Source organism: Roseivirga pacifica, assembly GCF_900111145.1.
In the GTDB taxonomy this organism is placed as follows: domain Bacteria; phylum Bacteroidota; class Bacteroidia; order Cytophagales; family Cyclobacteriaceae; genus Roseivirga; species Roseivirga pacifica.
The window spans coordinates 199,838-221,224 of record NZ_FOIR01000002.1 but is presented as its reverse complement, the minus strand read 5'-3'; the positions used below and the strand labels follow the sequence as shown (position 1 = coordinate 221,224).

Here is a 21,387-nt window from a genome sequence, read left to right as displayed (position 1 = left end):
TTGCCATGAAACGTTTCACCATACAACTCATCATTCTAATTACATTCAGTATTTCTGCCTTGGCGCAAGAATTCAATTACAACTACTCTGAACCTATAAACTTTAAGGAGATTAGTTCTGCTGATTATGAAGAAGCGGTGCCATTAATGTCGCCTAATCAAAAGCGCATGTACTTTACCCGAACCAACCACAAGTTGGGACAAAGAAGCAACAAGCTATTGCACGAAATATGGTATGCCGACTTTGATGAAAATGGAAATCTGGAGGTGGTAAAAGCACCAAAACCATTAAACGTAGGACTAAATTCTGCCGTTATTGGGCTGAATATGGACGGCACAAAACTGTTTCTTTTTGGCACATACAACAAACTATTCGAAGACCAAAAAGGCGTTTCCTATAGTCTATTGCAAGGTGATGAATGGACCAAGCCTGCTAGAATCAAGGTTGAAGACCTAGAGATCTCAGGTGGTTTCTATGGATTATACATGCACCCAGATGAAGATGTGTTGGTAATATCTAAAAAGACGATTGGCAGCGAAGATCTCTTCGTTTCGGTAAAGGATGCTCGTGGTAACTGGAGCGCCCCACAGAACCTGGGGGAAACAATCAACACTGAGGATTTTGAGATTTCGCCCTTTCTAACACTCGATAAGAAACACCTGTTCTTCAGTAGAGGAAATGACAAAACAGGTACAGATATATTCTATGCCAGCAGGCTAGACAACTCTTGGACCAAGTGGACAGAACCAGAAAGGCTACCAGCCCCTATCAACTCTGCTTCCTTCGATGCTTATTTCTCAATGATGCCTGACAGCACGGTAGTATTTTCTAGCAACAGAAGCGGCTCAAGCGACATCTACTTTTCAACGTTAACCAAGGAGCTTATACAAACCGAACCTGTATTGCCAGAACCAGTTATGATTGAAGTAGAGGAGCTGGCTCCTGTTCCTGAACCGGAACCACAACCCATTAATTTTGAGACAGAAACATCAGGTTATGTGTTCTTTGGCTTCAACCAAACTGCACTGAGTGCTGGCTACAAAAATACACTTGATGCTGTAGCCGACACACTTTTAAGCAACACCGAATTAATGCTGGAAATTGGCGGCCATGCAGACTATATTGATACAGAACCATTCAATGAGCAACTGTCTATAAAACGGGCCATGAATGTAACTGAATATTTACTAGCCAAAGGAGTAGATAAGGAAAGACTATTTCCGGTAGGATATGGAGAACTCTTCCCTGTTTCGAATAACAATACCGAAAAGGGAAGAATGCTCAACAGAAGAGTAGAACTTAAGTTTTTAACAGTTTCAGGAGCACCTAAATAGGTGCTCTAAACTATCTTCTTCTCCCCTTTTTTCTACCTCCAGACCTATTGTCGCGCTCTTTTCTTCTATTACGCTTAGGTTCGAAAGACTTTCCACCTTTTGGCTTGTTTCTTTTCGGGGGTGCATCGGTGTCCAAATTCACACGAATCTCGTGGCTATCAATGGTTACACCTTCAAATTTTTTAGAGATACCACGTCCGGCAGCTGCATCAAGGTAGAAGAAACTACAGTTCTTCTTCACATCTACCATACCAAAGCTCTTTCTATCTACATTGGCGATATCAGCCACAAAGTGGATCAAATCAGCTCTAGTAACCCCGTCAATTTCACCAAGGTTGATGAAGTAACGTTGTTGACCGTCAGCATTGGTTGAAGGCGGAACATCCTCACGGGTTTTCTTCTTGCCACCTCTTTCATTCAAGTCTTCTGGCTCACTATCAATCGATCCGCTGTCCGACAAGTGATCAAGCTGTAAAGTCAATAATCTTTTTAGCAACTCTTCTTTAGAAAGACTCAATAGCTCTCCGTCCAAATTGGCTAACACCTCGTCAATATCCTCATTCACCTTAGTGTTCAGAATAATATTGGCCCAGTGGTTAATACGGCTAAATTTAAGTTCAGCTTTACCCGGAATCTCCACCTTCTCGAAGGTCATTCCAATTTGCTTCTCAATTGCATTGATCTTTCTACCCTCACGAGAGTTGATAAATGCCATTGAAATACCTTTGTTACCTGCTCTACCGGTTCTACCACTTCGGTGCGTGTAGCTCTCCAATTGGTCTGGCAAAGTATGGTGAAAAACGTGAGTAAGGTCGTTCACGTCAATACCTCTTGCGGCCACATCAGTAGCAATAAGCAATTGCATAGAACGGCTTTTGAAACGCTTCATTACAGCATCGCGCTGGCGCTGGGTTAAGTCACCATGCAATGCTTCTACCCCATAACCCTGCTGCGAAAGTTCATCAGCAAACTGTTGTGTTTCGCGCTTGGTACGGCAGAACATAATCGCGCGCATTTCTGGCTGAATGTCCAAAAACCTTCTTAATGCAGGTATTTTGTTCGTGCCTTTGGTAATTACAAATTGATGAGAAATATCTGCATTACTCTTCTGTACAGTGTTTACAGCTACCTCAAGCGGATTGCGCATATAGCGATTTACAATCCTTCTAATTTCGGCCGGCATGGTTGCAGAAAACAACCAAATCACGCGCTCCTCAGCACTTTGGCTAATGATTTCGTCAATATCTTCTTTAAAGCCCATATTGAGCATTTCGTCAGCCTCATCTAGTACAATGTATTGTACCGTTTCAAGGTTAACGGCTCTTCTTCTAATCAAATCGAGCAATCTACCTGGGGTAGCTACAATAATTTGAGTAGGCTTTTTAAGTTGCTTTAATTGCTTGTTTATATCTACGCCACCGTAAACTACCTCAACATTTACGTTGCTTTGTGCAACAAACTGTTGTAGCTGGTTGGCCGTTTGCTGCCCCAACTCTCTGGTTGGCGACATAATTACCGCCTGGGTAAATCTTTGCTCTCCATCAACTAAATCGACCAATGGCAAACCAAATGCTGCAGTTTTACCTGTACCCGTTTGCGCCAAACCAATAAAATCGGTTGGATTATGCTCCAAGAGCTGAGGAATAGCTTTTGCCTGAATAGGCGTTGGTTCTTTAAAACCTAATGAATCAAGGGTGTTACAAATATCTTCCGATAACCCTAATTGCTTAAATGTTGTCAAAAAACAGGAATTAATAATGAATTACAAAGGTAGAGAGAATATATGGCCTTACTCACGAATTGTAATATTTTATTTTGAGTTGATTCTATCATTTTATTCAAAACAAAATATCGTAAAGGGTAAAATGTATCCAAAAATGATTCGAAATATTATGACATGCTAAAACTCACTTTATTTTGGTAAACCACTAATAATGTAAAGCAACCTACCATTATTAACCTAAAACCGAACTCTAAACCAGAGTTTAGGGACATGAATAAATAGTCAAGTAGAAACACATATATGTATTCAGTCCTAAAGTTCCCACGCTGAACACCCATAGTAGAATACTTAATTTACACATACATATACTTGGAAATCACATCCATTTAAAGTATATTATAACAAAAAAAACTATGAAAATTACAACACACATCCGTCCCCCTTATGTAGCTTATGTCCTAATTCTTCTAATTGCAATAGCTTCATGTAAGGAAACAATAGAGACAACAAATGTTAATACTTTTGATCATGAAGCGTTTAATCTCTTTAAACAGAAGTTGGACCAGATTCAGGCCATACAGTTTAACGAAGACACCTCGCCATTGGACAAGCAAAAACAACTCTTGTTTCAAATAAATAATCAATTTGGAACAGATTTAACCTTTGACGACCGAGTTTTTGAACTTGCAGGTTCAAACCCTGATAAAATATTTGAAGTTGCACTTAACAACAAATGGATGTCACAATCAGATATAGAGGAAACTCAATTATTTATTTTAGAAGCAGAGAGCTTTGGTTTTGAAGAGGCTATTAATTCCTTTGAACAAAGAGCCCTTTCACAAAACCTGCCCCTATCTGAGTTTAATAAACGTAATGCATTTTCCAACATCATGAGAAGCCTTCATTTTGCCAACCCCGATTTATATCCGAGTTCAACAACTCAGGATATAACAAGTGACATATCTTCTACGAACAGTTGGTGGAGATGCGCATTAGCCGTAACAGCCTTAACAGCAGCCACAGCAAGTATGGTCAGTTGTGCTACAGTGGCTGCCTGTATTTTTGCAATAGCATTATTTCATAATGCAACATTAGGAGTTGCCGAACAGTGTGGAAAAGACGAGTCCAAAACTGCTTAAATATGTGGAAACCTAAAGCACTGATACTACTTTCTCTTATTATAAGCTTATCAATACTTGGAACAATATCATTCAAGTTAATTGATTGGGAGCAGTATCATAAAAGTACAAGTGATGCTTTTCGAGAACTAAGAATCTCTCTGGTATTTTGGGGGTTGAGTTTCTACTTTCTATTTCCATATGTAAAAACCCTGAAAAACAGGAAAAAGGACTAGGCTTTAATTTAGTATTTACACTTCAGACGTTATAAGAACAAAACATAGGGCTGTTGACAAACAGCCCTATGTTTTTTAACTTAGTCTTAGAGTTTTCACAAATCAACTACCCTTGTAATCCCCAACAACGCAAAACATTTCTCAATTCATAATTATCATTAGTCACAAAATTTCGTTCAAAACTATTTTTCATAAAAGCGCGGAGCATGCCTATAAGCATGAGTGAACACCACTTAAAGTAACTAGAACCCGCGACCCAAAATTGAAACCAAATATGATTTGTAATTCCTACCTTAGATTGAAGCCCTAAGTATACAATGAAAGCTACGAACCTCCTCCTATCCGGTATACTGTTGCTCCTTTCATTAAACGTTTTCGCCCAAAATTCAGCACCAAAGGTTGGTTTAGTTCTTAGCGGTGGCGGTGCTCGTGGCATGGCGCATATTGGGGTGCTCAAAAAAATGGAAGAAGCCGGAATATACCCCGACTATGTAACTGGTACCAGCATGGGAGCCGTAGTTGGCGCACTTTATTCGCTCGGTTATTCTGCACACGAAATTGATTCAATTGCAAAAACAGCTGATTGGTCAATGCTGCTTTCAAACGACATATCCTTTCAAGATGTGGCCATTGAAGAGAAAGACTATTTTGGAAGGTATATTCTAGAGCTGCCCATGAAAGGCACTTCCCCACAGCTGCCAAAGGGCATAATTGGTGGGCAAAATCTATACAAGCTCTTTTCAACTTTAACCAGAGGCTCGCACGGTTTAACCAGTTTTGATGCGTTGCCTATACCTTACCGTGCCGTGGCCACCGATATTGAAACAGGCAAAAGCGTGACACTTTCCGATGGTTCGCTTACCGAGGCCATGCGTGCTAGTATGGCCATTCCTTCAGTGTTTACGCCTGTTGAAATTGACGGGAAGCTATTGGTTGACGGTGGTCTTGTGAGAAATTTCCCGGTTCAGGAGGTAATAGATATGGGCGCAGACATTGTGATTGGCGTTTTTGTAAGTACTGATCTCGACAAAAAAGAAGACCTCTCCACAATGGTAGACATTCTCTTTCAGTCGAGCTGGGTGCTAAGTGCCTATGACTCCCGTGCGCAAACAGAACTGGTTGACCTTTATTTAGAGCCAGACCTAGATGGCTACAGCGCATCGGATTTCACCTCATCAGACTCAATCATTCACCGAGGAGAATTGATTGGCGAACAGATGAAACCACAGCTTGATAGGCTCTACGATTCCTTAACCAATCTTGGTAAGCAGTTCAAAACGCCTCAAAAGTTGATTGCCCAACAGCAATATGACTTTAGTGAGATTGAAGTAGTGGGTAATCAGGATATTTCGAAGCAATTTATTCTAGGTCGACTCGGTTTTGATGATAGCGAGCCTGTTTCACTAGCCCAAATAGACGAGGCCATTAATCAGGTTTACGGTACGCAATACTTTGCTAAAGTTGATTTTGAAATACTGCCTTTGGCCAACAACACCTACGATTTAAGGATAAAAGTGGAAGAAAAGCCTGCTGTTTTTCTAAAAGGTGCACTCCATTATAACAATGAAGTAAAAGCAGGAATCAATCTGAATGTAACTGCACGAAATACCTTTATGAAAAACTCTCGATTGATCTTTGAGTTCGATTTGGCAGAAAACTTTAGGGCAGATATCAACTTGCTGAAGTACTTAGGTAAGCGACAACGAACGGCCATTAATGCAGGCTACAATGCTCTGAAAAGCGAAATCCCACTTTATGATGAAGGTAACGAAATTGCCACTTTGAGCAGTGTAAGAAATGATCCGTATATCAGCTTTCAAACTACGCACAACTCCAAAGCTACGATTGGAACCAGGTTGGACTATTTCATCAACCGTGCAAAACCAAAAGTTTCGGAGTCTTTGAACGTAATTAAAAAGATTACCAATGAAACAGCCATGCTATCAGTTTTTGCCAAAAGAAACACATTGAACAAAGCTGTTTTACCAACTGCTGGCTTCAACCTATCCTTCGAAGCTGGTTACGCTTTCGAAAACATAACGGATTTTGAACTGACTGTTGACACTACTCCAGAAATTGAAGAATCTATACGCAATACACTCGCAACAGAATCATATTGGCATTTCAGGCTAAAGGCAGATTGGTATTTACCCATTAGCCACAGATCGAATTTCATTCTAAAGGGAGAACTCAGCTATGCAGACACAGAAGATTCGGGCTTAAATAGGGAAATTGGAATTGGTGGTTTCTATAACAACTATCCATTTACCACCGCATTTTGGGGCGCCAACTTCTACCAATTCCAGGTAAGCAATTATGCGCTAGGCCAGTTTGGCTTCCAAACCGAACCAATTGATAAACTCGTGTTAATGTTTATGCTAAACTATGTGGATAGTAGCGCCCCATCATCTCTAATTGATCCTAACCATGAAGATTCAAACATCTTCTACGGGGCTACAAACTTAATTGGTGGTGGAATAGGAATTGGGTTTAAGTCCATTTTGGGTCCCGTTTTCCTAAACCTTGGTAAAACGGAAAGAACGGGACAATGGACCACAGGGATCAATATCGGTTATTGGTACTAGGCTTTCTTCTTTTTCTTTTTCGGAGCACTGTCTACCACAGATTTTTTCTTCTTGTGCGGTCTTAGCACTCCAAATGTACCTTTTGATATTTTTCCTTTGCGGGTTTTCTTATCACCTCTTCCCATAATATTTATTTGTTGATGAGAAGAAAAGATAGCATTTAATCAGCTTAAAATCAACCAACTACCAATTAGTCAATTGTATGAAACTCCACACTGTGTATCATCGGAAGATTGTTACTGAGTGCCTTCCAACTCTCTCCTGCATCATTAGACAGGTAAAGGTTACCGGTTGTAGTTCCAAAGGCCACGGAATCTCCATTAACATCTAAGGCATGGCGGTAGGTAATATCGAAAGCAGATGCCTGCGGAAGCCCTTCTGAGAAGGTTTTCCAAGTTTTGCCTCCATCATCGGTACGGCAAACGCATAGTGATTGATCAACCGCCACGCGCACCATATCGCTTATACCGGGTACCACCCAAGCCACCTCAGGATTAGTGGCGTGAGCAGCTATGGCAAAGCCAAAGTTGGCCACACCTTCCTTCTCAGAAATGTCTATCCAGCTTTTCCCGGCATCGGCCGAACGATAAATACCGCAATGATTCTGCTGCCACATTACTGACGGGTCGGCTGCACACCAATCTACAAGATGTGGATCTTGACCAATTTCCGAATTCGGATCGGGTAAAAACTCAGCTTGCAGCCCTTTGTTTTGAGGATGCCATGTTGCACCACCATCTTTGGTCTCGAAAGTGCCTGCACAGCTAATCGCTACATATATATGGTCAGAATTTGCAGGGTCTACCAAAATACTATGAATACCCGGTTGGTCTCTGCCGCCACCAAACCACTGCTCTTTTCTGGAAGGATGATCCCATAAACCTCGATTCAATTCAAAAGTATCGCCATTATCGGTGCTCTTAAACAAACCACCTGGTTCAGTACCAATATAGATTGTTCCTGGCTGATCCTGTCCTCCAGAAGAAAATGCCCATAGCAGTTTTGTAGCAGCAGGTACACCATCCTTAACCTCTTCGTCTTCGGGGTATTTTGGAGCTTCGAGTTCCTCCCATTTCACACCGTCTTTAGATCGATGAATTTTGGTACCCCAGTGCCCATGGTCAAGCAATGCCCACCAATAGCCCGTGTTATGGTCTATGGTAGCAATAGTTACGGGTACTCCTAAAAAATCGGTTTTGTGATAAGTGAATTCGCCTTGTGCGTTTTTTTTGAATACTACCAGCCCTTTGCGGGTACCGAGCAATAATAATTCTTGAGCCATGATGAGTTTGTTGAATGATGATACTTGCGGTTATCCACCAGAAAGCGCCTGCATCACATACATTTCATCCCCCTCGCTCAAACTATCTTTAAGGCGTTCTCGGTCTTTAACTAAGTTGTTTCCAATAAAAATATTAACGTGCTTTCTCAGGCTGCCATTTTCATCTACTATGTAGTCTTTAAGTCCTGAGAAGTTTGATTCAATTTCCTCCAAAGCCTCTGCAACAGTTTTACCATTAACCACAATTGGCTTTAAGTCTGGGTAAAAACGCTTAAGATTTGAAGTGAATTTTACGGTCGCCATAAATTAAAAATATAGATTCTAAACGAATTATCTACGCTTTAGGATACAAACAAAAATCCGATAACCAAAGGCCATCGGATTTACAACTAAGTAATCTAGCAGCTATACCACTATTTAAACATCAGGTCTGGTTAAGCACTTAGCTCTATCGCATTTCTGCAAAAGGCCCTCGCTTCCATTCCTAATTAACTTTATGCCTTGGTTAGAATTTACCAGCCGGAGGCCAATGTGGATTTTCAATTTCATCTTCCCCTACTTCCGAATTCAGTTTTGACAAAATGGAAGATGGAACATTCGTTTTTGGAATGGTGATTTCCACTACAAAATTGTCATCAGGGCTCTTTCTTATCTCATCGAATATTTTCAGTAGATCTTCTACTGTATTCGCTTTGCGCCCCTTACCACCAAATGCATCGGTAAGTTTATCGTACTTCCAAGCAGGCAAGTCATTGTAGGGATAAACAGAATCCAACAACTCATCTTTGTACTCAATTGGAGGCTCTCTAAACGGATTTGGGTTAACAATTTCTTGCTCAATACCATAAATTCCATTCGCCAAAACGAACACTACAGTGTTCTGTCCATAGGCATGGTGATCGGCCACAGCTTGGCAGGTTTCGTGAAAAGCACCATCGCCCACAGCTACTATGGCACGTTTATCGGGCTGAGCGCATTTAACCCCCGTTGCTGCCGCCACAGAATAGCCTATAGCCAACCAAGCAGCTTGTGCCACAAAACCATTCCTTGCCGGAATTTTCACACTCTGCGCACCTATTAATGGAAAGCCTGCATCAACAATTAATACATCATCTTTAGTAATCCAATCTTCCAATGATTTGAAGAACAGGTCGTACGTAAGCTTTTCTTCTTTATAAGCATAGCCCTGAAGTAGCGGTAACTTACTGCCCATGCGCAGGCCTTTTAATTGAAGGCTACGTTCGGCAGCCAATTGCGCCAAGGCCTGTTTCAACTGCTCAATAAAACTGGCTAATGTAACTCTTGGAAAATATTCGGCACCTACCAATACGCTATCGTGAGAGGCCAAAATAGTACTGGCACTCCTGATGTTTTGGTTGCCAGTATCTTTGCCGATTGTCCAGGCGCCAATGCCTATAAGACAACCGTCATCTCCTACCAAGTCTTTTATTTTCTCCTTGTTGAGGGTTACACAACCTTCGAAATACTCATTGTCTTCTGAAATCACCGATTTTGAAAGCGCTGAGGTAACAAAATGAATTTCTTCGCCAGGAATAACATGTTCTTCATTTACACTTTTAAGCAAGTCCAAAAACTCCTGTTGCAGGCCAAAACGCTGCAGCTCTATGCCAGCCCAAAAGATCGATTTCGACTTTGACTTAATGATTTCCATCGCAGCTTTTACAGCCTGTTCCGTTTCTGAAACCGTAATGATTGCTTCTCTGCCTGACGAAAGCGTTCCGGTAGGTTCCATACATGCGGCACGCCAAACATCTTCGGTTACCTCTAAATAAACTGGCTTTTTGTTTGTAAGCATGGCCGTTAGTGCTGAGTCAATCTGAAACGGGGCTTGTTTTGCATCGGTTATACGCTCGGCAGCTACCGTGATAGGCCTGAACATATGGATGTCTACAAACTGATAACCAGTGGTATGCGAATAAAGCAAGCCTGCATTTTTCTCAATACTATCCTCCTTATTGGTAGGTGCCCCATTGATCAGAATCAATGGCACTTGCTCCGTAAAAGAGCCAGCAATAGTATTGAGCAAACTAAAAGCTCCAACACTATAGGTTACATACAATGCGCTAATGCCATTGAGCCTTGCGTAGGCATCGGCCGCATAGCCGGCACAAAGCTCGTTGGAGTTACCAGATATGGTAATTGGTGATTTTTTATCGGCCAGAATAGTGTCTAAAAAAGCAGCCGTATAATTACCGGCCACGCCAAACATTCTATCTAAGCCTAACTGCTCGAGCCTTACTTTTAAGTACTCGGCAACAGTCCATTCTTCTTTCATATTTGTGTGTGTTTAATGAAAAAAAGAGCAGGATAAACCTGCTCAATAGCTTATTGCTTCACCATAGTATTGATGGTAACATGTGGCCACTTGATCAGTTTGCTCTGATCTGGCTTTCCATCTTTACCCAATGGATGTTGAAAGTCTAAATCGATGATTTGCGTGTACTGCAACTGATCGAAGACCTGTCCTGTGTTGGTGTTTTCAACCTCTTCTAGCCAAAAGAAAGCTTGCATTCTTACGGCATTGGCATGTTTTACAATAAATGGAATATTGTGAATACCACCGGAATTGTCAGAATCGAAAATAAACGTAGTGGTTTTCTTTACCTTAAATCCATTCTTTTCCATCTCGTCCAAATCCGCACTCAATGTCTTGTTTGGGTCTGATTTGAAAAGATTACCCTCCATTGAAGGATGAGTAAAAACATCAGTGTAACCGAATCCAGGACCGAAATCAGTAGGAATTGTTGAAGCTTCTGGAAAGTCAATTCTGCCTTCAGTAACCACAGGTGGCCTACCTAATAGCATAATTGAATCGCCATGAGGAATAGTACCGCTTCTGGCAATATTGAATTGAGGAAGCGGAAGCTCCTTACCGTCATTATCCACTATCTCCGATAGGTTCATGAACATGCCATTCTCTACATGCAGTAATTCACCCGTTTTCTGATCGGTAACTCGCTGATGGTATTCCAAAGCAGCTACAAATTGGTCTGCAATTCCGCCACGGTTTCTAGCATGCGCCCCAGCATCAGTAAAAGTCATGGTTTCAATGTACGGTTGAATCAGGAGCTTAAAATCTCCAGCGCCATCAGGTTTTGAGCCCATTGCTGGTACAGAAATCAGGTTCCATCCTTTATTTCCTACCCAAGTTCCTTGCAGTTTGTCCCATACTTCGGTGGTCAGTTCTGCAGTAGTTAACTGCTTTGCACCCTCTTGTTTGGCTAACTTCTCCGTAAAGTCATTAGCCAGCTCTTTAATAGAACTTCCCCCTAAACGAGAGAAGTCCTGCACTTTAAAAGTTGCCATAAATTTGTTTGTTGTTTATTGATCGAAATAAGTAAGCTTCAGCCCGTAGTTATCGCCTAGCTCGTCTATATGCGCCCCTTGAACATCGGCCAATTCATGCACTTCTGCTCCTTTAAACTTAGGGTCGATATACTTTCTAATAAGCTTAGCTGATTGCTTGGCATAGCTTTCTTTTATTGCTTCTGACGAAGTTTTACCATTTTCCGCCTCGAATACCTCACTAATTGGTTTTAGGCCAAAGCCTTTGGCCAGCACCAAATCGGTAGACCTCAAAGCCCCTTCAACCCAACCTTGATAGTCAGAAAATGCCTCACCGCAGGTGTACATGTTCTTCATTGGCTCGGTTAAGAAAGACATCACCTCGGCATCATCTGCATGGAGCGCCCACTGGTGTACACCATAGCCGAACTGTTCGCTAGGCATTACATTAAATAGCGTGGAGCCTTCCCAAATTCTGGCGCTGGTCATTGTAGGACGCGGCACATAATGGGTGTTAAAGATCTTTTTAAAGAACTCGGTAGCTACTTCTACTACACGCTCTGAAGCCGGATAAATGGTTTGTGGTGTTCTGCCGCTGTACTCCTCTTGCATTGGCGAAGAAAATAGCTCACCGCACTCTTGCATTCCTTTCCAGAAGTTTATGTTTAGATAATCGCAGTAAATAGTAAGTGCTGCTGGTAAAGCATACTTTCTTTGGTCTACTACATCGAGCTTAGCCTGAATATCAGCCGGTACCTGAGCACCTGTCGTTTGTGCCCATTTTTCGTACTCTAAAGCGGCAAAGGTTTCCTGGTCTATTGCGTAAAATGGATAAACCGAACCCGTTGGTAAATCAGAGAAGTTTGGACCAAATTTTACCGGTGGCCTTCCACTAATATTATTGCCCCACCAGGCCTTATCGTAATACAAGTTGATTTTAAGCAGCGCTTGATCTGTGGTGCTATGCAGTGTATTCCAAAGCTTTTCCGACTGACTTGGTTCCAATACATTAAAAGCATTAGAGCGCACATACAGCTTCTCCAAGGCCAACCTTGGCAAGCCAAGAATTAGTTTTCCGGCAGTAATTGTACTGCGATAAGTATTGCCCTGCTTGTCAATACTTGTGTAAGTAAGTGCATAGCTGCCATCATCGTTCTGCTTGTCAATACTTTCGAGCTGAGTTTTCAGGAAGATTCTTTCTTTGCCAACCTTTTCTACCAGCGCATTTGGCAAGGTGCTAAAACCATTTTCAAGTGTTTTAAAGTCAGGTTCTGAAGGAAAATCTTCTAACAACTGATAAGCTACACCAGCATTCATTTTTGAAAGGAAGGTACCATTGAAGCCCAATAACCTATAGAGGAGCGTTACGCATTCATTGGAATAGCCCATATCTGTAAACAAGTCCCAAAGGGTCCAGTCTTTCATAATGGTGCCTTTCCAATGACATTCCAACCTAAATTTTTGCCAAAACTCTGGTGTCCGGTTGTCTGGTCTCTCGGTAAACTGTGGGTTAACATCCAAAATACGATTGAAAACCGTATCGATAATGGTTTTAGGATTAATGCCCTGCTCGGCCTGATCGAGATTGTAGAGGGCGTCCCAAATAGCAAAGTCGCCATCGGCAGCCTCTTCATTGGTAAAGCTGTGCCCTCGGAAGTACAAGCGGTTATTCCCTCCAGAATTCATTGGGAAAGGAACAATCTGATCATCAATACCCAAAATAAGGAACAAACTCATCAGGTCGTCCATCGTGTCGAAGGTAAAGCGCATGCCGCCCTCTTCTTCTTTTACCGTTGCTCCACCTTTAAAGTGAATCAAGTCTGAATCTAGCCTGCCGCCAGTTCTATTGGAGCGTTCAAAAATCAGAACATCAGTTTTTGGGTCGTTGTCGAGTAAGCGCCAAGTGGCATACAAGCCCGACATGCCTGCCCCAATTACTAATACGTCTACATGCTTAGGAATAGACCTCTCGTGCTGGAGGTCAGCGATAGTTAAATGTGCCATAATTGTGTGTGTTTGTCTTTAAAAGTATACAGAATAAATTTTTAATTGAAATTATTCTGGTTAATTCAAGGTTAAGCCCGAATGAATTGAGTGGAGAAAATCAGGTTGGCCTTCCAAATTTTTCGATAAAAAATGGCTTATATTTTCTCCCCAGCGGTAATACCTGCTTGCCTATGGTTACTTGGTTACCATTAACCTGTTTCACGGCATTCAGGTTAACAATGTAGCTCCTGTGAATTCTCAAAAACTTACTTTGAGGTAACAACTTCTCCCACCTGCTAAGGGCTCCAACCATTACGTACTTTCTTGCTTCGGTGTAAAACGTAATGTAATCACGGTCCGAAGCAACGTATAAAACGGTATCAGGATCTACCTTATAAAGTACCTTGTCGATATTAAAAATCAGTGGCTCAAACTTCTGTTCCGGTTGCTGAATTTGCCTGTTACGTTCCTCCCCACCATTAAATTGCTTAAGCGCCTTATTTGTAGCTTTCAAAAATCGGGCGAATGAAAAGGGTTTAAGAAGGTAGTCTGTTACATCCAAGTCGAACCCCTCAAGCGCATACTCAGGATATGCCGTGGTGATAATTACTTGCGGTGAGTTTTTTAAAGACTTGAGCAGGTCAATTCCGCTAATCAATGGCAAATTGATATCTAGAAAAAGTAAGTCTACTTGTCCGGAGTTTAATGCGGCCTGCGCATCAAGGGCATTATTATAAACCGCATGTAGACTAAGTGATGGGCATTGAGCCAGATACTCTTTGAGCACTTCTTGCGCGGGGTTTTCATCTTCAATTACAATGCACCTCATACTGCTAATTTCAACGCTACTGTAAAAATACCCTCGCCTTTTTCAATGTTAAGTTCATGCTTATTTGGATAAAGGGCATTGAGCAGCTTTTTGGCATTCTTTATCCCTAGCCCCTCTTGCTCATCCGCTTGCCCTAGCGATACTGGCTTATGGGTAAAGTGATTTTTACAGCGAAAATATATACTGTTATCGGCAGCTTTCAACTCCAAATCTATTTTAAGATTGAATGGATCAATGTACTTAAAAGCATTCTCCAAAAAATTGATCAAAATCATAGGAGCAATTGAATAGTCCTCAAGCTTTCCTTCTACCAAAAAATCAACTTTAATACCCGATTTCCTCAACTGCTGCAGACTAATGTAATCATTCAAATAGTCAACCTCCTTTTCTAGTTCTACCCGTGGCTTATCAGCCTCATAAAGCATATACCTCAAAAGATCTGAAAGCTTCAACACCATTTCGGGCGTTTCTTTGGCATTCTTCAATGCCTGAGCGTAAATACTATTTAGGCTATTAAATAGCATATGAGGGTTTACTTGGGCCTTTAAAAACTTAAGCTCAGCTTCCAGTCTTTCAGTCTCTGCCTTTTCAAGCGCCTTTAGCTTTGTTGAATAATGTCTTATTAAAGGCACTGCACTAAACATTATAAGCAACACGCCCAGGTGAATAAAATTGAATAAAGCATATGTAGAGTTAGGCCCTTCGCACGAACAAGTTTTAAGAAGGGTTTTATTCACATAAGCCTCAAAAAATGCCACCGCAACAAGTATTGGCAGCAGCGTAAACAGGTACTTTTTAATGTGATGGTTCTGGAGGTAGCGTGGTAGCAACACCAAATTGTTCAGGTACAGAACAGAGCCATATAGCAGCAAGTAAAACACTATTTCTTCTACAGTAATGCTGTGCTCACCAGTATACCGAAACCTTAAAAAAGGATACACAAAATAGAAAACCCAAAACAACAGGTTTAGCACCAACCGGGTGAACAGACTATATTCCAACCTCATATTGGGGACTAAAATAAGTTCAAAAGGACAAGAGACAAGCTTCCTTCTATTAACAACGCGTTACATGCTATTAACGACAGTAAATCATCAGCAATGCCGCTTTTCCGAAGGTTTTGGCCTTTGCTCTAATGATAAATACCATTAGCTGATTTTTTTTTGACGACAATAAACCAAGTGGCAGTATGGCATTAAAAAATGAAAACACCAGCCTTACTCCTGCTCATCTCCCTATTATTAAATGGACTGCCCAATGAAGATTTAAACAAAGAGGTTACAGTTAATGGAAGAACATTTTTGTACGGAAAAATTAATCGAGCGGGACTTCAAAGCAACTCATATGGCAAATGGTTCAACACCATTTACAACAGTTACCAGCCAAGTGCTGACATTAGCTCAAAGGTCGATAAAGCGAAACTCAAAGACATTCACTTTAAGGTATTTCTAGGCACTTGGTGTGGCGACAGCAAGCGCAATGTCCCAGCCTTTTATAAAACATTAGACCAACTGGCTATACCCGACTCAAAAGTAGAAGCATGGGCGCTCGATTTAAGAAAGAAAGGGCCAAATCAAGAAGAACAGCAATACAAGATCTACCGCGTACCTACCATTATTGTTTACCGAGCGGGTAGAGAACTTGGCCGCTTTATAGAACGGCCCAAACCCGGCCAGAGATTAGACGAAATCCTCGTGGAACTAATCAATAAAGACTAAATCCACTCCTGATCATTATGGGTGCGTTCGTGAGCCACTTCACCGGTATGTTTTGTGGAAGCGGGTTCGAACAATAGCACCCAAACTTCTTCACCATCTTTGGTATATGGATTATGCTCTACTCCTTTCGGAACAATAATCATGTCTCCGGCAGATAACACTTCTGTTCTATCCCTAAACTCCATATAAAGCGTCCCTTTAAAAACCTGAAAGTACTCATCTTCATGCGCATGGCTATGCCAAACAAAGTCATCTTTTAGCTTAGCCAGCTTAACAAGTTGCCCATTCAATTCACCAATAATATGTGGTTTCCAATGGTCGTTAAAGCACTCAAATTTGGCCAGAATATTCTTTTTAGATAAGTCCATTGCATTGCAGGTTTTAAAGCATCGCTTCAAATAACAAACTCTAAATAGAATTAATCAAGGTTTCACTTGTAATCAAGCCTAGTTTCTTCCTCTATCGAATTCTATGCGCATTAACCTTTCTCTATAGCTATTGTAATGTCAGCAAAATGAGCTTATTATTGCCGAACGCATAAGTTTGCCCATGGAGAAATTTGTTGATGTTAGGAGCCTTATTGCCGATAAAAACGCTAATGCCTTAAAGTGGATTCCCGGTTTTGTTATTCGCTATTTAGAAAGAATCATTCATCAGGAAGAAGTGAATGAGTTTTTTAGAAAACAAAAAGGAAGAAGCGCTTATGAGTTTTGCGATGCCTGCATGAAAGAGTTTGGTATAACGCTGCGCATGGAAGGGCACGAAAACGTAATCACCCCACCTGAAAGCTGTATTTTTGTTTCTAACCACCCGCTGGGCGGCTTCGATGCGGTAGCCGTAGTTAGTGAACTAAGCGAGATAAGACCTGACATTAAGTTTATAGTGAACGACTTCTTAATGACCATTGAAAACCTAAGAGGGCACTTTGTGGGGGTGAATAAGGTGGGCAGAAGTGCAAAAGAATCGCTGCAAAAGGTAGACGAACTTTTTGCTTCGGACGCTGCAACTTTTATATTCCCTGCAGGCTTGGTAAGTCGCAAAATCGATGGAGAAGTACGCGATTTAGAATGGAAGAAGACCTTTGTTTCTAAGTCTAAAAAGTATAAAAAACCTGTAATTCCAGTGTATATTGAAGGCAGGTTGACTAATCGATTTTATAGGTTGGCCAAGTGGAGAAAATTTTTTAGAATAAAGCTCAACATCGAAATGCTCTTTTTGGTTGATGAACTATTCAGGCAAAGGGGCACAGAAATGAAAATACGCATTGGACAACCGATTGATTATACTACTTTCGATAGGTCCAAAAAGGAGAACGAGTGGGCTCAGTGGGTAAAAGCCAAGGTTTACGAAATGGCTTAACCAATAATTAGATAGCATGAAGGAAAGCAAGGAGCTTAGAGATATTATTCCCCCGGTAGAACGTGAACTCATCGAAGATGAATTGACAAGTGAACGTTTTGTTCGGAACACAAATAAAGGTGGCAACGAAATTTACATTCTAAACCACCACAATTCGCCTCATACCATGCGCGAAATTGGTAGGCTCAGAGAAATTTCCTTTAGACGTGCGGGCGGTGGCACAGGCCACGAAATAGACATGGATGAGCACGATACAACAGACCGTTGTTACGAGCAGTTGATTGTTTATAGTCCGGAAGACAGAGAAATTGTAGGCGGCTATCGTTTTATTACTGGGGAAAGATCCTACAACGAAAAAACACACGAATACGAACTTTCTACCGCACATTACTTCAACTTTTCAGAAGAAATGAAGCGCGATTACCTACCCTATTCCATTGAACTTGGTCGTTCTTGGGTGCAGCCAGAATATCAACCTTCCGTAAATCCGCGCAAAGGTGTTTTTGCCCTAGCAAATATTTGGGATGGCCTTGGCGCCCTAATTGTAAACTACCCAGAGATTAAATACTTCTTTGGAAAGGTTACCATGTACACTTCTTATCACAAAGAAGCGCGCGATATTTTGCTTGGCTTTATGGCGCATTACTTCCCAGACAAATCGAAGCTTTGTACACCAAAACCAGAGCTGTTTACTGGCTATAACGATCAGCTTTTCTACGAGTATTTTGAGAAGGACGTTCCTTTTAACGAAGGCTTTAAACTTCTACATAAGTTACTGAAAGACAGAGGGGAATGGATCCCTCCTTTAATCAATATCTACATGAACCTGTCCTCTACAATGATGACCTTTGGAACAGCCTTTAACCCAGACTTTGGAGAGGTAGAAGAAACCGGTTTATTGGTTACCATTTCCGACATTCACCAAGAGGTAATTGACAGGCACGTTTCAGATTACAAGAAATAATTGGCCTTTTTAAAGAAGAAAGACTGCTGATCCTCCGTATTTTGGTTGACACGATAGGTGTTCCTTAGCTATATTCGCGCCAAATTCTAGTAAGTATGCGACTTGGCCAAACCGCTCGCCTATTGAAGGTTAACTCTGCTGAAATTGTTGAGGCACTTAAAGCAGAGTTTAGAGAAGTAAACAACCATCCGAACGTTAAGATCACCGATGAAGAATTGACTTTCCTAAAGTCAAAGTTCGAATTCTTGGAAGAACCAGAAGCTTCAGCCGAAGTGCCTGAACAAGCTATTGAAGAACCTGTGGCAGAAGCACCAGTTGAAACTGAGGTTGAGGAGGCTGCACCCAAGCCAATTGCCACCGAAGCGGAAACCACACCAAAATTCGTAGAATCGCTTAGGCCAAAAGTAATTACACTAGAAAAGGAATTTGACGAGCGAAAGGAAAACCTCGACTCTTTTAAAGCTGAAAAGCCTCAACTGGAAGGTTTAAAGGTTTTGGGAAAAATAGACATTCCTGAGCCGGTAAAAAAAGAGCCCAAGCCTGAAAAGGAGCAAAAAGAGGAAAGACCTAAGCGCAATGGCCAAAGACGCAATCAGCGCGGAGGCAAAAGAAACGACCGCAGAAAAAGAAACCTTACGCCTGCCGAAGAGCGTGAACGTGCCGAGCGAATTGCTCTTCGAAAAAAGGTAGAAGAAGAAAAGCGCCAAAAAGAGCTAAAGCGAAAGCACTACGAAGAAAATGTAGCTGCCAAAGTTACTAAGCCAAAGCGCAAGAAAAAGAAGAAATTAGTACTTCAGCACCAGCAAGAAGAACAGCGTCAACAAAACGGTCAAAGCAAACCACAGAGATCATCTAACCCTATTGCCAGATTCTGGAAGTGGCTAAATGGCGGTTACGATTCATTCGATTAAAGCAGAATATCATCTACTGGCTGAGCTTTCTCCGGAATTGGCTCCTCATCAATAAGCTGCAATAAGTCGCGCTCAATTGTGCGGCAAATCGCTGTCATTGGCACATCGTTAATATAGTTTTCGAACGGGTCTTCGCTTACATCACCCACTATTTCCATGGTGTAAAAAATCCATGATACCAGCGCACTAAAAGGCACCGTTAGCCAAACTATGTTACCATCCTCAATGTGGTAGAACTCCTCTACCATACCAAACGGAAGCAAGCCAATAAATATCCATACGAACAATGAGCCGAAATAGGCAAACTGACGCGGAAATGGAGTACTCTTAATCCTCTCACACATCCCTTGAAGGTTGTAAAATTCCTCCAGCGTGGTCATCATGTTTACGTATTGAAAATCGGTAATCGAACCATTCTTTTTCAACATTGAAAGGTCTGCGCCTTGCAGCCTGTTAATATGTGTGGCAGGGTTAACCTTACTCATCACCTTTTCATATTCTTCATCCGAAATATGCTTCGAAATATCTGTGAGGTTATCTCGGTCATTTTCTAGCCTAAAACTGGGCACATATGAAAGATTGGATCGATCGAAGATCGTGGTGTAGCGCAACTGAATCCTCAGCGTGTTTATCCATGCCAAATGACGATGCACCAGCCTGCGCTCAATCCTATCAATTTCTTCCTTAGAAAGACTTTGAGAGCAATCTAAATAAGACAACACCTGATTGGCCCAAGTGCGGCTATAGTTGACTATGCCACCCCATATCTTCCTTCCTTCCCAAAACCTATCGTATGCCTGATTATTCTTAAAGCCGACATAAAATGCGACCGCAATACCAATGGTACTCAAAGGCATATACGGTATGCCAATGTGGTATTTTTTATCGAGCAATTCTTGATAAACAAACACTACCAAAGCGGACCAAAGTGTGGCCCAGATAATGTTCTTCCATCCAAATTTGAAAACTACTTTTGGACTTAATTTCCGCTTTACAAACATTGATTAGGTGTTTAAAGGTTTTTCGCTTTGATGATGCCCGCCATTACGCTCAAGGCAATTTCTTTTGGTGTTTGCGAACCAATGGGAATACCAATTGGCGCATCAATTCTTTCAATCTGTGGCGCTGTAAACCCATAATCCTCCAGCCTGATCACGCGCCTTTGATGCGTTTTCTTACTCCCTAAGGCTCCAACATATTTTACTTGGGAAGGCAAAACGATTTTCAAAGCTTCATCATCAATTTTAGGGTCGTGCGAAAGTATAACCACGTAGGTGTTTTTGGTTAAAGGAAAGCCTTTCAATACCTGCTGCGGCCATTTAACCAAAAGCTGGTCTGGCTGCTGCGGCATATCCGTTTTCTTAGCAAAAGTGTCTCTGGGGTCAATTACTACGGATTCAAAACCAAACATTTTGGCCAGCACCAAAAGCTCTGCCGTAATATGTGCCGAACCAATTAACAGCAGCAAGGGCTTCTTCCTAAAAAAGTGCACAAAATATTCATCGCCTACCCTGGACTCCACAATAGCGCCCGGTAAACCATCTTTGTAAGCATCGGTAATGTTTTGTTTGAGTACTGGATTATCCGGTAGCTCATCATCCAAATGCTCCATTAAAATCGGATTGGAATTTCTTCCACCCGAAAGTGGCGTAAGCAAAAAGAAATCGAGTTGTTCCGTTAGAAACTCGTTGAATTTGGACCAACCATCATCTTCCATAAATGGAGTAATGAGGACAGTAAGCGCCCCACCACAGCTCAAACCAACTTCCCAGGCATCGTCATCGGCTATACCAAACTCCACTACCTCTGGCACACCTGAGTTCAATACTTCTATGGCCTTTTTCACCACAGCATTTTCTACGCAGCCACCGCTTACCGACCCTATCATCTCTCCTTTAGCGGTTACAGCCATGGCCGAACCAACCGGTCGAGGCGAACTGCGCCAAGTTTTGATTACCCGTGCAAGGGCAAATGGTTTTTCTTTATCAACTAATTGCTGTATTCTTGAAACAATGTCTAGCATGAATTACGTTAGT

At 41.7% G+C, this 21,387-nt stretch carries 19 protein-coding genes; 7 read left to right on the top strand and 12 right to left on the bottom strand.

Going from position 1 to position 21,387, the window contains the following annotated elements:
* Positions 1-5 precede the first annotated feature (5 nt).
* The gene (locus BMW98_RS09885) at positions 6-1,334 is read left to right on the top strand and encodes an OmpA family protein (protein WP_090258424.1); all 1,329 of its coding nucleotides are present in this window, start codon (positions 6-8) and stop codon (positions 1,332-1,334) included.
* Between the two features lie 10 nt (positions 1,335-1,344).
* Here the strand turns inward: BMW98_RS09885 and BMW98_RS09880 are convergent, their stop codons facing one another.
* Entirely contained in the window at positions 1,345-3,075 is a 1,731-nt protein-coding gene (locus tag BMW98_RS09880; RefSeq protein WP_090258423.1) for a DEAD/DEAH box helicase, read from the bottom strand.
* A 395-nt stretch (positions 3,076-3,470) separates the two neighbouring features.
* Between BMW98_RS09880 and BMW98_RS09875 the strand changes: the two genes are divergently transcribed.
* Complete coding sequence (locus tag BMW98_RS09875) at positions 3,471-4,196, top strand: hypothetical protein (protein WP_090258422.1); 726 nt, start codon at positions 3,471-3,473, stop codon at positions 4,194-4,196.
* A 532-nt stretch (positions 4,197-4,728) separates the two neighbouring features.
* A complete protein-coding gene (locus BMW98_RS09865) occupies positions 4,729-6,996 on the top strand; it encodes a patatin-like phospholipase family protein (RefSeq protein ID WP_090258420.1) in 2,268 nt (755 codons plus the stop codon).
* Here BMW98_RS09865 and BMW98_RS09860 read toward each other — a convergent pair.
* From BMW98_RS09860 to BMW98_RS09825, 8 genes are all read right to left on the bottom strand, one after another.
* Positions 6,993-7,121, bottom strand: a complete 129-nt coding sequence (locus tag BMW98_RS09860) for a 30S ribosomal protein THX (protein WP_090258419.1) — start codon at positions 7,119-7,121, stop codon at positions 6,993-6,995. The two genes, BMW98_RS09865 and BMW98_RS09860, sit on opposite strands and share 4 nt — an antisense overlap.
* A 65-nt stretch (positions 7,122-7,186) precedes the next feature.
* Complete coding sequence (locus BMW98_RS09855; protein WP_090258418.1) at positions 7,187-8,278, bottom strand: WD40/YVTN/BNR-like repeat-containing protein; 1,092 nt, start codon at positions 8,276-8,278, stop codon at positions 7,187-7,189.
* A gap of 30 nt (positions 8,279-8,308) precedes the next feature.
* A complete protein-coding gene (locus tag BMW98_RS09850; protein WP_090258417.1) occupies positions 8,309-8,581 on the bottom strand; it encodes a MoaD/ThiS family protein in 273 nt (90 codons plus the stop codon).
* A 202-nt stretch (positions 8,582-8,783) separates the two neighbouring features.
* Positions 8,784-10,574, bottom strand: a complete 1,791-nt coding sequence (locus BMW98_RS09845; RefSeq protein WP_090258416.1) for an alpha-keto acid decarboxylase family protein — start codon at positions 10,572-10,574, stop codon at positions 8,784-8,786.
* Positions 10,575-10,624: 50 nt separating this feature from the next.
* Positions 10,625-11,605: a heme-binding protein gene (locus BMW98_RS09840; RefSeq protein ID WP_090258415.1), complete on the bottom strand. Its 981-nt coding sequence runs from the start codon at positions 11,603-11,605 to the stop codon at positions 10,625-10,627.
* 15 nt (positions 11,606-11,620) lie between these two features.
* The gene (locus BMW98_RS09835) at positions 11,621-13,588 is read right to left on the bottom strand and encodes a flavin monoamine oxidase family protein (protein WP_090258414.1); all 1,968 of its coding nucleotides are present in this window, start codon (positions 13,586-13,588) and stop codon (positions 11,621-11,623) included.
* Positions 13,589-13,688: 100 nt separating this feature from the next.
* Positions 13,689-14,399 carry a LytR/AlgR family response regulator transcription factor gene (locus BMW98_RS09830; protein ID WP_090258413.1) on the bottom strand — a complete coding sequence of 237 codons (711 nt, stop codon included), beginning with the start codon at positions 14,397-14,399 and terminating at the stop codon, positions 13,689-13,691.
* Positions 14,396-15,406 carry a sensor histidine kinase gene (locus BMW98_RS09825; protein WP_090258412.1) on the bottom strand — a complete coding sequence of 337 codons (1,011 nt, stop codon included), beginning with the start codon at positions 15,404-15,406 and terminating at the stop codon, positions 14,396-14,398. The genes BMW98_RS09830 and BMW98_RS09825 overlap by 4 nt, the downstream gene beginning before the upstream one ends.
* A 195-nt stretch (positions 15,407-15,601) precedes the next feature.
* Here BMW98_RS09825 and BMW98_RS09820 point away from each other — a divergent pair, with 195 nt between their 5' ends.
* Entirely contained in the window at positions 15,602-16,117 is a 516-nt protein-coding gene (locus BMW98_RS09820; protein ID WP_090258411.1) for a thioredoxin family protein, read from the top strand.
* On the opposite strand, the gene BMW98_RS09815 is transcribed toward BMW98_RS09820, so the two are convergent.
* Positions 16,114-16,485 carry a cupin domain-containing protein gene (locus tag BMW98_RS09815; protein WP_090258410.1) on the bottom strand — a complete coding sequence of 124 codons (372 nt, stop codon included), beginning with the start codon at positions 16,483-16,485 and terminating at the stop codon, positions 16,114-16,116. The two genes, BMW98_RS09820 and BMW98_RS09815, sit on opposite strands and share 4 nt — an antisense overlap.
* A 181-nt stretch (positions 16,486-16,666) precedes the next feature.
* On the opposite strand from BMW98_RS09815, the gene glsA reads away from it, so the two are divergent.
* The 3 genes from glsA (at position 16,667) to BMW98_RS09800 (ending at position 19,351) form a co-directional block, all read left to right on the top strand.
* Positions 16,667-17,476: a lyso-glycine lipid O-acyltransferase GlsA gene (gene glsA, locus BMW98_RS09810; RefSeq protein ID WP_090258409.1), complete on the top strand. Its 810-nt coding sequence runs from the start codon at positions 16,667-16,669 to the stop codon at positions 17,474-17,476.
* 16 nt (positions 17,477-17,492) lie between these two features.
* Positions 17,493-18,440 carry a glycine N(alpha)-acyltransferase GlsB gene (glsB, locus tag BMW98_RS09805; RefSeq protein ID WP_090258408.1) on the top strand — a complete coding sequence of 316 codons (948 nt, stop codon included), beginning with the start codon at positions 17,493-17,495 and terminating at the stop codon, positions 18,438-18,440.
* Positions 18,441-18,535: 95 nt separating this feature from the next.
* Entirely contained in the window at positions 18,536-19,351 is an 816-nt protein-coding gene (locus BMW98_RS09800) for a hypothetical protein (RefSeq protein WP_090258407.1), read from the top strand.
* Here BMW98_RS09800 and BMW98_RS09795 read toward each other — a convergent pair.
* Together BMW98_RS09795 and BMW98_RS09790 are read right to left on the bottom strand one after the other, a co-directional pair.
* Complete coding sequence (locus BMW98_RS09795; protein WP_090258406.1) at positions 19,348-20,352, bottom strand: bestrophin family protein; 1,005 nt, start codon at positions 20,350-20,352, stop codon at positions 19,348-19,350. The genes BMW98_RS09800 and BMW98_RS09795 overlap by 4 nt on opposite strands.
* Before the next feature lie 11 nt (positions 20,353-20,363).
* Positions 20,364-21,374, bottom strand: coding sequence for an XdhC family protein (locus BMW98_RS09790; RefSeq protein WP_090258405.1), 1,011 nt, complete (start codon positions 21,372-21,374; stop codon positions 20,364-20,366).
* Positions 21,375-21,387 lie beyond the last annotated feature (13 nt).